The following is an 11,467-nucleotide window of genomic DNA, read 5'->3' on the forward strand; positions in this document are numbered from 1 at the left end:
ACTGACTGCTTACGTTTAGTTTTCCTGAGATGGATCCAAGTTACCCCACAAAATTTCAAAAGAAGACGCTCTGGCGCGCACTCACAGGCATTGGCATTTTCACCATTGGTTTTTTGTTAGTAAGCTTCATATGGATTGGAAGCCAAGTGTTAGGCTATCTACAGCCAGTGCTCATCCCGATAGCCGTTTCTGGAATCGTCGCCTATCTATTAGATCCATTCGTAAGCTGGCTACAGCACAAGGGGCTAAACCGGCTAAAATCTGTCATCACTGTATTCACCACCTTTCTCGTCGCTATTGCTCTCATGGGATTTGTGGTAGTGCCTCCCATCGTAGCGCAGGCGAAGAACCTCTTCACTGCCAAAGCCGATAATGGAGAAAGTCAACTCGGCCAGAACATCACAAAAACAATTTCCGAGCTAGGTGAAACACCTTGGATCAAACCAGCTGCCAACTGGGCACTCGCGAGATACGAGGATCCTGAAGCAACTCCAACAACCGAGCCTCACGAAGACTCGGATGGAGTTGAAGTCGGCTTCAGCGACACTAATGTAGCCTACCAACTTACTTCCCATTTCGAGCAAATTGCCCGCTATGCTGGAAAATTTATAACCACTGGAACCTCTACAATCCTTGCGTCCTTAGGCTTGGTAGTTGGATTAGCGATGGTCCCGATCTATCTCTATTACTTCCTCAAGGAATCTGCCGCCATCAAAGGACATTGGCACGAGTATGTACCTCTCCGCGCCTCATCCTTTAAAAATGAGGTGGTCGACAGCTTGCAAGAGATCAATGGCTACTTGATCTCATTCTTCCGAGGTCAGATGCTAGTTGCCTTTATCGATGGTATCTTAGTCGGCATCGCGCTCTTTATCTTTGGTCTCCCCTACGCCCTCGTCATTGGAGTCGCGATGGCTGTGCTGGGAGTCATTCCCTACATTGGGAACATTCTCTGCCTCATCCCCTCGTGTATCATCGCCTATGTCCACTTCAATGCTGCCGAAAACAGAGACGGTCTCGAATGGATGTTAGGATCAAATCCATGGTCCTATGTGATTGCGGTGATTGCCATTTTCCTGATTGTCCAACAGATCAACTCACTCGCGACCGCCCCAAAAATAGTAGGTGACTCTGTGGGGCTACACCCCATGACCGTGATATTCTCTATGCTCTTTTGGTCGTTACTCTTAGGCGGATTCCTCGGTGCCATCCTCGCTGTACCTATGACTGCTGCGGTAAAAGTACTTTTCCGCCGCTACGTCTGGGAAGCCCGAATCAAGTCTAATGTGTTGCCGAGCGACACTCTATCAGCCTCAACGACGAACAGCTAAGCGCGGCTCCCGAATGAGTATTGCACCCTAAGCGAACAATTCAGCAACTTGATTTTATGTTTCTATCCAAAAGTGATATCCTCTCCGAATCCGTACCGATGGGTCTGAATGAATTTTTTTCTCACCCAAAGTCAGATATTGGAGCGCCAACCGAGGACCTCGTCTTTATCCGAGGAACCCTCAAGCCGGGAACTGGCCACGATTTCCACCTCCACACAGACCGTGAGGAATTTATCTACGTTCTTAGCGGCACCATCGAGCAGTGGGTAGACTCCGAGAAAAAGATCTGCACCGCCGGCGATGTGATTTATGTGAGCCATGGAACTGTGCACGGCTCCTTCAATATCGGAGACGACACAGCTCAAATACTCGCAATCTTTAATAACAAGTACGCGAAGGCTGACCTCACTACTGATGTTTCGCAGCAAGAACCATGGGCAAGCCTCCGTCAGGGCTGAACTAATTCACTTCTTCTGCACCGTAAAAACACACGTCGCTATTGCTATCGCAAGAATCATCGTCGCCGCCCACGCGGGGACTCCAATGGCCATCAAAGCATAGGCCGCAGCCGCAGCCACAGCGGCAATCATGGCATAGGGGAGCTGAGTGACCACATGAGAACTCGGACTGCAACCAGTCGCTAATGAGGTGACTATCGTCGTATCCGAAAATGGGCTGCAGTTATCGCCAAAGACTGCGCCACCAAAAACCGCGCCTATCACAACAGGCAAAAGCACCACCACTTGCTCGACCGGCAAATCTCCCCCCATTTCTAGAGCTATAGGCAAAGCTAGGGGCATGAGTATCCCCATCGTCCCCCATGACGACCCCGTCAGAAAAGAGGTCAGGGCGCCAATAAGAAAAACGGCAAATGGCAACCACGCCAGGCTCAGTTGTCCACCTAACAGATTAGTAATCAGCAGGGCTACCTGAAGATCTTTAAACACAGAACCCAGCGCCCAGGCTAACACCAAAATCACGAGAGCAGGCAACATCCCTGCCGCTCCATCCGCTAAGTATCTAGGAAGCTCTTTTTTCCGTGAAGTCGGAAAGCATAAGCAAGCAATCAATAAGGAGATAAAACCTCCCGCCACCATAGCCTGGGGAACAGCGCTACTGGAAAATGCATTGCGCCACGACCAGTCTCCACCATCTTGCCAGAGGTAGATCACACTTGGTACAGTGATCAAAATAGACAGCAGAGGAATCACCACCGAGCGACTGGATGCGCCTTGTTCTAGCTCAGCACTCGCAGCCACATCATCGCCACTCTGACATTCAGATTGGTAATGTTTCATCGGCCCTATCCACCAAGACTTCCATATCACTAAAAACAAGAGCCAAAGAACCATCCAACAATAGGGGTTTGCAGGGATCGAGTAAAAGTAGAGTTCCACAGCGCCTACGTCCAGTCCGCTGCCCTTGATGCCATCCTGAATCAATGAAAGTTGGGTCGCAATCCAAGTGGATATAAAGGCAATACATGCAACTGCCGAGCTGGTCGAATCGACAAGGTAGGCTAGTAGCTGGCGAGAAACTTTCAGTCTATCCGTCACGGGCCGTGCCACCCTTCCCACTAAAATGGCATTCGCCAAGCCATCAAAAAAGCACAACAAACCCAGCCCGTAAACGCTCAGCAAACTTCGTCTTTGGATATTTTCATTAGGCTTATCCAACCACGCTCCGAGCATCACACTAAAACCACCAGAGCGTTCTAACACGTGAGCAAAACTTCCGAGTACTAGAGTGAATACAATCGACCCCATGTGCCAAGGTCCCGAGAGAGCTGGAAAGAGATAATCCACAAACAGCGCTTTTGACGCAGTGATAGGATCTCCTCCCTGCAGCATCAAAACTCCCACTACCACGGCAGCAAACAGAGAAACTGCGGCTTTCCGAGTACACAATATAGTGACCAAAGCCACCACAGAGGGCAGCAACACCCATAAACCGCCAGTCACCATCCGCTCTAATTACAGGGTTGCGTTTGTCTTCACTTTGCCGCTTTGGCAGCAGCTATCGCGTCCTGAGATTGAGAGGTCGGAGTGGCTTTTAGATCCGCCCAGATAATCTTGCCATCTTTGACTAGGAAGCTTTGTCGAGCAGCAAATTTCCCAGCCCTCGCTGTCACTCCAAACGCCTGCATCACCTTAGTGTCCGCATCCGCAACCAATGTGAATGGCAGCTCGTACTTTGTAGCAAAAGCTTTTTGTTGGGCTGGCTTGTCACCAGACACCCCGATCACCTCGATCCCTGCAGCTTTGACATCTTCAAAAGCATCTCGCAGATTACAGGCCTGCTTTGTGCAGCCTGGGGTATCCGCCTTTGGGTAGAAATAAACGAGAGTCAGTCCGCTAGCAAACTTAGCACCGAGATCGATCACCTTATCGTCTTGGTCTTTTGCGGTAAGTTTAGGGGCATCAGCCCCCACTTCTAAAGGGGCTGCGGATACAAAGCCCGCACAGACTAGAGAAAGTAGTGAGCTCACAATCGATTTCAGTTTCATAACCAGCACTATAGCAAGAAGCTGAGCTCTGCAAATAGAAATCTCCCATATGACCAATAATTGTCAGTTAGAAGATTCAAAAATAAGCTCAGTTCTCTTTACAAACCTTCCAGAAACCTTCCACCACCACGGGGAGATCTGTCCCCTCTACGCCCTTGACCCGGTTTGTGTTCATCTATTTTCCCGTCGCCATCGCGGTCTTCACCTTGCTGGATGTTATTCTCAAATTTCACTCCCTCACGACGGCCTTGATTGACATGTTTCCCGTAGTCCTTTCTTTTCTCAAACTCGGAAAATTTCTTATTCATTGCTAGCAAGTCGGCTTTGAGTCCCCTGGGAGAGACATCCAGCGGCAAAGCCTTCACTACAATTCCATCCTGCCCAAACTCATGCGATCTTATAAGGAAAATACCAGTTTTTGCATTCACATTCTTGAGTGATTCAGCCCACTTCACATCTCCCTTCCCAGCGATATCAAAATGGAATTTCCCACTAACACTCGGATTATTAAATACCGCCCGCAATGTCTTTTTCACACTCGTCATTTTACTCTGAGGTGACACTGTAAATACTAACAAACGCTGATCGGCTGAGGCAACATTCAAAGATTGTTTAAAACTATCAAAGTCCTGCAAGACCTCCTGATTTGGAGAACCTTTGACTTTGTATTTATCCGCAATTTTCCCCATCTCATCAATCACCGGCGCGATGTCCTTAGACCCACGTCCTCCGAGAATTGACTGTGGGCTGCGGTGAGATCGCGTCAGCTTCGTCTTCCCGTCTGGAGCATAAACGACAAACGCCGTATTCTGCATCGAGCCGCTCAAGAGATCACGGATACGATCTTGAGTTTCCTTATTTTCGTAGGTTTCTAGACGAATGCATACGAATTTTTTTGAGGCTTCGATAAAGTCTTTTTGTGAGAGCAAACTGATCTCAGTTCCTTTATAGCCTGGTCAGAAAGTGCCAGAAACATCACCACACTGTGCTGCCGCCGCATAAAAAAAGATCGGTCTGTTGCTCCGCTGAGCTTCTTCAAGCCCAGTCTTCCAAGTGGTGTACCACGCCACTCCTTGCTCACCAACCGGCTGGGAAATTGCTCCCAATTGCTCCGGACGCGGCCCTTGAGCTGGAGCTAGCCCGCACAATGCTAGGCTCGTTGCCACCGTGAAAATCGTCTTAGTCATACTCTATGAACACCCAGCTCGGATAAAAGTTGCACATCCATTTGGTGGGCTTCTCAAAACTGACAAGATAAGCCCTCTAGATTTTATCCTACGCAGCTGAGCCATTATACGCTATGCCTCATAGCACATGAAACTAGAAACACTTTGTCTCCACGGCGGTCAACAACCAGATCCAACAACCAATGCCCGCGCTGTGCCGCTCTACCGCACAGCCTCCTATGTTTTCGATTCTGCTGAACACGCCACCAACCTCTTCGCTCTCAAAGAACTAGGCTATATCTACACCCGCCTTCAAAACCCTACCACCGAGGTGTTAGAAAAAAGAGTAGCATTGTTAGAAGGAGCACCTGAGATGGGCGGCCTAGCTCTAGCTTCTGGCACCTCAGCAATTTTCTATACCATTATCAATATAGCCCAGGCTGGTGATAATATTGTCTCTGTCAACAACCTCTACGGTGGCACCTACACTCAGTTTAACAACATCCTGCCAACACTCGGAATCGAAGTTCGCTTTGTCGACCCTAACAACCTCGAAGAAGTTGCAGCGGCGATCGACGGCAAGACCCGCGGTGTCTTTATCGAAACAATCTCTAATCCAGCCTCTGAAGTCACCGACATTCAAGCGGTCGCCGACATCGCTCATGCAGCGGGTATTCCACTGATTGCTGACTCCACATTCACCACCCCACACCTCTGCCGACCATTCGAACACGGAGCCGACATTGTCATTCATTCACTTACTAAATGGCTCGGCGGCCACGGCACATCCATCGGCGGCATTGTCATCGATTCAGGAAAATTCAACTGGGCAGCAGGCAAGCACCCACTCTATGACACGCCAGATGATTCCTACCACGGACTGCGCTGGGGTCATGATCTGCCCGAGCCTTTAGCGCCACTCGCCTTCATCCTCCGCATGCGCACCGTCCCATTACGAAACCTCGGTGCCTGTATTGCACCAGATAACTCATGGATGATACTCCAAGGTATCGAAACCCTACCTCTCCGTATGGAAAGGCATTGCGAAAATGCTCTAGCAGTCGCCAAGTTCCTCCAATCGCACAGCAGTGTAGAATGGGTTCGTTTCCCGGGTCTAGAAGATGACCCAGAGTATCAAAAGAACCTCAAATACCTCAAGGGCAAGGGTGGTTCTGTTGTCATCTTCGAAATCAAAGGGGGCCGCGAAGCTGGTCAGAAATTCATCGAGGACCTTCAACTTTTCTCTCACCTCGCCAATGTCGGCGATGCGAAGTCACTTTCCATTCACCCATCATCAACCACCCACTCTCAGATGAACGAAGAACAACAGGTTGCGGCTGGAATCAGCCCTGGCATGGTTCGCCTCTCAATCGGAATAGAACACATAGACGACATCATCGATGACCTTCAGTCAGCTCTGAGCTAATTTTGCGAATGCAGTCTCGAATTGGTGGGCGGTTCAATATCCTCCCGCCAATGTGCGTTAACCGATTTTCACTATTTCTGCTGAGTGCAATGCAGTAAACTGCCCTTCTTGACTCCTAATTTTGCTTTCACAATGAAGCCTAGGCCAATCAAAATCATGAACAAGGAAAGGAACTGGCCCATCGTCCATTCGCTACCAAGCCAGTTGATGTTCGCAATCTCTGGCTCGCGAAACTGCTCCATCGATATCCGGAAGATTGCGTAAAAAATGAAAAACAATCCAGTCAACACACCGTAGGCAAGCTTTGGAAACTTCATACGGACGATGAAAAGAATCAGAAATAGAGAAAAGCCTTCCAGTGCAGCCTGGAAAAGCTGTGATGGATAGCGTGGTTCTAGGAAATGGGCCACAGCTTCCTTCACATCAGGATTCTCTCGGACTGCTTTATTGAGCATTTCAATTTTGTGAGATGAGAGTTCTTGGTATTCGGCAAGCTCGGCAGATCCTTTAGGCATTGAACCGTCGAAATAAGCATCAGAGCCTTTGATCAAATCGTTATAGTACTCAGTGTACTCGCCTCCTTTGTCAGCCCGGGCTGCAGCCGCTTGCGCTAAGTTAGGACTTTGCCCTTCTACCGTATTCTTATCCCAAAGCGCATTGGGGAATTGCATCGCCCAAACGTAGCCCTTATCGACTCGGCCATAGAGTTCGCCATTGATGAAGTTTGCCAAGCGGCCAAACATAATCCCTAAGGGAGCGACCACACTGAGACCGTCGCCCAATCCAGTCCAAGATACTTTTTTATGTCTTGCGTAGAAAAAGGTGAAGATCATCACGCCCAAGATCCCACCGTGACTCGCCATCCCGCCTTCCCACACTCGGAAGATCATCAGCGGGTCATCCATCAGCTCCTGACGTTGATAAATCAACACATTGCCAATTCGTCCGCCAAGGAACACACCACAAACTGCTGTGTAGGCAATGAAGTCGCCAACAACCTTCCCTGGGAGCACCCAGAGTTTTTTGTCGGCTAACCATTTCAAAAGAAAATAGCCAACAACGAAAGCTATCAAGTAGGCGAAGCCATACCAACGAAGCTTGATACTTTCCGTGATTTCAACAATCACCGGGTTGAGGTCATGTACGTATATTGCGAGCACGGCAAATAGCTGACATATTCCCCGCAACCTGTCCAGCCGACATCTACAGCTCTATAGGTACTGGGTCAGCCCTGCTACGGTCTCGGCATCAAGCCTGCGAACCAAGGCCAAGCTCAATTTCACCATTTCTAAGTAGTCGTTGATATCGATGATCCCGTTGTGTGAATGGATGTACCTAGCAGGCGTGCCTAACACGATAGAAGGCACTCCCTCATTCGATTGGTGAAAGCTTCCCGCATCGGTTCCACCACTAGTACGCATCGTCAGCTGGTAGCGGATACCTTCCCTCTCAGCCGTCTCGACAACCAGTTCAACTAATCGTGGGTTCATGATCGCAGTTGGGTCCTGCATGCGAATCTGCACACCGCCACCCAAGCGCCCCTGAGCCTCACTTTTAGGAAAGCCTGGAGCATCGTCTGCGGGTGGGCCTTCTAATACGATTGCCACATCCGGCTGAACTTTCACGGCCGCGACTTTAGCCCCGCGTAACCCCACTTCTTCCTGCACCGTTCCACAAGCTATCAAAGTATTCGGTAATTCCTCATCGCTGAGTTCCTGTACCGTTTGAATAGCACAAGCCATGCCCACTCGGTTATCAAATGCTTTAGCCATGTAGTAATCGCGCTTTTGCATCGCGGTAAATTCTGTCTCTGGCGCAATCGGATCTCCGAGTTGGATTCCAAAATCACGTTCCACTTCCTCGCGGCTCGCTGCCCCAACATCTATAAATAATGCTCCAAGAGCCATGACCTTACTGCGCTCGGATTCGGGTAGAAAATGCGGAGGTTTACTAGCGATCACCCCGAGCACTTTGGCTCCAGACCGAGTCTTCACCTCGACCCGCTGGCTCAAAAGCGTGTGTGCCCACCAACCACCAACCGGAAGGAATTTTATAAAACCGTCGGGGGTGATGTTCTGCACCCGAAATCCAATCTCGTCCATATGACCTGCCAGCAAAATTTTAGGCCCCTGTCCCCTTTCACAATACACACCACCCATGCGATCTGAGCTCAGGTCCCCCACCGAAACGAGTTCCTCGATGAAGATATCACGGACTTCGTCTTCATACCCAGGCACACTGTGCGCTTCTGTGAGACTCTTTAATAGAGATATCGCCTTGTCTTTCATTTGAAAAAGACTACGCAAGCACTGGCACCCATGTAAATCATGAACGCCATCCAATAAACAATTTACATTATGGCACAGGTCCGCGATCTCAACGTCACTAAAAACGTCCCTCTCCCTACACCTGCAACTCTTATGCAAGAAGTTGTCCGTAGCTCGGAGCAAGCTGAATTCATCGCCAATTCACGCGAAATCATCCGTAGCATTCTGCAAGGAACTGACGAACGATTTCTCCTCATCGTTGGTCCTTGCTCGATCCACGACACCAAAGCTGGATTAGAATATGCGCAAAAGCTCGCTAAACTCGCTGAAGAAGTGAAGGACAAGGTCTACATCGTGATGCGTGTCTACTTTGAAAAGCCGCGCACGACCGTCGGCTGGAAAGGTCTCATCATGGACCCAGCGCTCGATGGCTCAGACAACATCACTGAAGGCCTCACACAAGCCCGCACTTTCCTCCGCCAGATCATCGACACCGGCCTCCCAACAGCGACTGAACTGCTCGACCCGATCACTCCACAGTACATCGCCGACCTCATTTCTTGGTCAGCCATCGGTGCGCGCACCACAGAATCTCAGACTCACCGCCAAATGGCATCGGGCCTCTCCATGCCGCTCGGTTTCAAGAACAGCACCGCTGGTGATCTAGTAGCCGCAGTCAATGCTATCAATGCTGCTGGCAAGCCTCAGACATTCCTCGGCGTTGCTGAAACTGGCATGGCTTCCGCTGTGACAACTTCTGGCAACCCAGACTGCCACATCATCCTCCGCGGTGGTGAAAATGGTCCTAACTACGGTGCTGATGACGTGGCCGAAGCCATTGAAAAACTCACTAAGAGCGGAGTAAACGACGCCGTCATGACCGATGCCTCACACGCCAACTGCGGCAAAGACGACACCAAGATGCCTAGCGTCTACCGTGAAATCATTCGCCAACGGGCAGCGGGCAACAAAAAGCTAGTCGGAGCCATGCTCGAGTCCCACCTCGTTGGCGGCAACCAAAAGTTCCCTCAGCCGCTCGAAGACCTCACTTACGGCCAGTCTATCACCGACAAATGTATCGACTGGGACACCACGGTGACTCTCGTCAACGAGACGGCTGCTGCTCTGTAGTCTTATCCCAAGTTAAAGCAAATCTTCCAGCCCGCCTTTATTGGCGGGCTTTTTTGTCGGTTAAAACATAGACCCACGATCGCGCTCCATAGACCCAGATCATTTTTCAAATCTCTACAAATCCTACAAATCTCTACTACACACCAAATCTCTAATAGACACACAATACTTACTTATCCCAAAATCCCTTTACCTGTAAGGAATCGAGAAAATAGTCTGGGTCTATGGTCGGCTATATCAGCTTGGTGTGGAGGGCTGACGGGGCTGAATGGCACGCGGAGCTCGCGGGTGAGGTCTGAGCGCTGTGAGTCAGCAGCTTCGCTGGAATTATTTTGAGCGCCCGAGACGGTCGCGTTACGTGGAGTGACCGTCTCGGTCACATTGTGACAATATTGGATGTCTATGAACTGAGATTCATCAGACAGACTAAATGAGCTGAGCGTAATCCGCGACAAAAACGATCTAGCTCCCTTTGATCTTATCCTTGCCGATGAGGCACATCGTTGCGCAGGCAAGATTGGCTCAGACTACTCCACAGTCCTTGATAACGATCAAATACCCGCTGTAAATCGCCTGTTCATGACAGCAACGCCCAAGGTGTTCGCTGCCCATTCCATGAAACAAGCGGCGGATTCTGGTGTTGATGTGGTTTCAATGGATGATGAGGCTACCTTTGGTAAGGTCCTGCACACACTCTCTTTTGGTGAAGCTATTGAGCAAAAGCTCCTGACCGATTACCAAGTGGTGGTTGTCGGCATTGATAGCCCATCCTATGAGAGCATGATCACTGAGCGCACTCTGGTCAAAACAGACACTGACATTGAGCCTGATGCACAATACCTGGCCAGCCACATTGGTTTGGCAAAGGCCATGAAGAACTACAATCTAAGGCGCATCATTAGCTTTCACTCTAGAGTTAAATCGTCGCGTGATTTTGCTAATGACCTCCCTAAAGTCATCGAGTGGATGCCTGAATCAAACAGACCTGATGGTGAGTTGATCACCAGCTATGTATCAGGTGCCATGCCCACCAATCAAAGAAACCAAAGCCTTCAGGCACTGGGCCAGATCAGTGCCAACCAGCGCTATGTGCTGGGCAATGCCCGCTGTCTATCAGAGGGCGTGGATGTGCCCACTCTGGATGGGATCGCATTCATTGATCCTAGAAATTCAGAGATTGATATCGTTCAGGCCGTTGGCCGAGCCATCCGCCTAGCTGACGACAAAGAGACAGGCACCATTGTCATCCCCGTGTTTATCCCTGAGTGTGAAGATCCAGATGAGGTATTAAGCTCCTCTCCCTTCAAGAAAATATGGGCTGTTATCAACGCACTGCGCTCCCATGATGACGCCCTCGCTATCGAGCTGGATGGCTTCAGAAAACAGCTGGGCAAGCGCGGCACTGTTGGCAGATCTGCCAAGATTCATTTCGACTTACCCACGACCGTATCAGCCGACTTTGAGCGCGCCTTAGACACCAAACTGATTGAATCAACAACCGCCTCTTGGGAGTTTTGGTTTGGCTTATTAGAGGTCTACAAAGAGGAACATGGTGATTGCTTGGTGCCCCAAAAATACATCACCGCTTCTGGTGATAAATTAGGGACTTGGGTCGGCACTCAAAGAACTACTATTAACCC

Annotated in this window: 12 protein-coding genes; 5 read left to right on the forward strand and 7 right to left on the reverse strand. The window is 49.8% G+C overall.

Annotated elements, in window-relative coordinates; translation table 11 throughout:
- Positions 1-29: 29 nt before the first annotated feature.
- The gene (locus tag BSZ32_RS03890; RefSeq protein WP_105042213.1) at positions 30-1,331 is read left to right on the forward strand and encodes an AI-2E family transporter; all 1,302 of its coding nucleotides are present in this window, start codon (positions 30-32) and stop codon (positions 1,329-1,331) included.
- A gap of 56 nt (positions 1,332-1,387) precedes the next feature.
- On the forward strand, positions 1,388-1,789 hold the full coding sequence (locus BSZ32_RS03895; RefSeq protein WP_105042214.1) for a cupin domain-containing protein: 402 nt from the start codon (positions 1,388-1,390) through the stop codon (positions 1,787-1,789).
- 6 nt (positions 1,790-1,795) lie between these two features.
- On the opposite strand, the gene BSZ32_RS03900 is transcribed toward BSZ32_RS03895, so the two are convergent.
- The 4 genes from BSZ32_RS03900 to BSZ32_RS03915 form a co-directional block, all read right to left on the reverse strand.
- Positions 1,796-3,295, reverse strand: coding sequence for a Na+/H+ antiporter NhaC family protein (locus BSZ32_RS03900; RefSeq protein WP_105042215.1), 1,500 nt, complete (start codon positions 3,293-3,295; stop codon positions 1,796-1,798).
- A gap of 29 nt (positions 3,296-3,324) precedes the next feature.
- The gene (locus BSZ32_RS03905; RefSeq protein WP_105042216.1) at positions 3,325-3,837 is read right to left on the reverse strand and encodes a peroxiredoxin; all 513 of its coding nucleotides are present in this window, start codon (positions 3,835-3,837) and stop codon (positions 3,325-3,327) included.
- Positions 3,838-3,935: 98 nt separating this feature from the next.
- The gene (locus BSZ32_RS03910) at positions 3,936-4,766 is read right to left on the reverse strand and encodes a hypothetical protein (RefSeq protein WP_105042217.1); all 831 of its coding nucleotides are present in this window, start codon (positions 4,764-4,766) and stop codon (positions 3,936-3,938) included.
- Positions 4,767-4,793: 27 nt separating this feature from the next.
- The gene (locus tag BSZ32_RS03915; RefSeq protein WP_105042218.1) at positions 4,794-5,024 is read right to left on the reverse strand and encodes a hypothetical protein; all 231 of its coding nucleotides are present in this window, start codon (positions 5,022-5,024) and stop codon (positions 4,794-4,796) included.
- Positions 5,025-5,151: 127 nt separating this feature from the next.
- Between BSZ32_RS03915 and BSZ32_RS03920 the strand changes: the two genes are divergently transcribed.
- Positions 5,152-6,429, forward strand: coding sequence for an O-acetylhomoserine aminocarboxypropyltransferase/cysteine synthase family protein (locus BSZ32_RS03920; protein WP_105042219.1), 1,278 nt, complete (start codon positions 5,152-5,154; stop codon positions 6,427-6,429).
- A 71-nt stretch (positions 6,430-6,500) separates the two neighbouring features.
- On the opposite strand, the gene lgt is transcribed toward BSZ32_RS03920, so the two are convergent.
- Both lgt and BSZ32_RS03930 read right to left on the reverse strand, forming a co-directional pair.
- Positions 6,501-7,589 (reverse strand): prolipoprotein diacylglyceryl transferase, encoded by a 1,089-nt coding sequence (gene lgt / locus BSZ32_RS03925; protein ID WP_165788632.1) that lies wholly within the window; start codon positions 7,587-7,589, stop codon positions 6,501-6,503.
- A 51-nt stretch (positions 7,590-7,640) separates the two neighbouring features.
- Positions 7,641-8,666, reverse strand: coding sequence for a M42 family metallopeptidase (locus BSZ32_RS03930; RefSeq protein WP_240610558.1), 1,026 nt, complete (start codon positions 8,664-8,666; stop codon positions 7,641-7,643).
- A gap of 120 nt (positions 8,667-8,786) precedes the next feature.
- Here BSZ32_RS03930 and BSZ32_RS03935 point away from each other — a divergent pair, with 120 nt between their 5' ends.
- The gene (locus BSZ32_RS03935; protein WP_105042222.1) at positions 8,787-9,827 is read left to right on the forward strand and encodes a 3-deoxy-7-phosphoheptulonate synthase; all 1,041 of its coding nucleotides are present in this window, start codon (positions 8,787-8,789) and stop codon (positions 9,825-9,827) included.
- Positions 9,828-10,000: 173 nt separating this feature from the next.
- Here BSZ32_RS03935 and BSZ32_RS18260 read toward each other — a convergent pair whose 3' ends face one another.
- Positions 10,001-10,207: a hypothetical protein gene (locus BSZ32_RS18260; RefSeq protein WP_129589579.1), complete on the reverse strand. Its 207-nt coding sequence runs from the start codon at positions 10,205-10,207 to the stop codon at positions 10,001-10,003.
- 199 nt (positions 10,208-10,406) lie between these two features.
- On the opposite strand from BSZ32_RS18260, the gene BSZ32_RS18665 reads away from it, so the two are divergent.
- Positions 10,407-11,467: helicase associated domain-containing protein (locus BSZ32_RS18665; protein ID WP_206018713.1), on the forward strand; the 1,061-nt coding region annotated here is incomplete at its 3' end.

It is taken from the genome of Rubritalea profundi (genome assembly GCF_002954445.1).
Taxonomy (GTDB): domain Bacteria; phylum Verrucomicrobiota; class Verrucomicrobiia; order Verrucomicrobiales; family Akkermansiaceae; genus Rubritalea; species Rubritalea profundi.

What these genes read in the sequence shown, in the direction of transcription:
- BSZ32_RS03895 (WP_105042214.1), top strand. Translation starts at nt 1,388, where the DNA reads ATGTTTCTATCCAAAAGTGATATCCTCTCCGAATCCGTACCGATGGGT.
- BSZ32_RS03935 (WP_105042222.1), top strand. Translation starts at nt 8,787, where the DNA reads ATGGCACAGGTCCGCGATCTCAACGTCACTAAAAACGTCCCTCTCCCT.
- BSZ32_RS03890 (WP_105042213.1), top strand. Translation starts at nt 30, where the DNA reads ATGGATCCAAGTTACCCCACAAAATTTCAAAAGAAGACGCTCTGGCGC.
- BSZ32_RS03900 (WP_105042215.1), bottom strand. Translation starts at nt 3,295, where the DNA reads ATGGTGACTGGCGGTTTATGGGTGTTGCTGCCCTCTGTGGTGGCTTTG.
- BSZ32_RS03905 (WP_105042216.1), bottom strand. Translation starts at nt 3,837, where the DNA reads ATGAAACTGAAATCGATTGTGAGCTCACTACTTTCTCTAGTCTGTGCG.
- BSZ32_RS03915 (WP_105042218.1), bottom strand. Translation starts at nt 5,024, where the DNA reads ATGACTAAGACGATTTTCACGGTGGCAACGAGCCTAGCATTGTGCGGG.
- BSZ32_RS03920 (WP_105042219.1), top strand. Translation starts at nt 5,152, where the DNA reads ATGAAACTAGAAACACTTTGTCTCCACGGCGGTCAACAACCAGATCCA.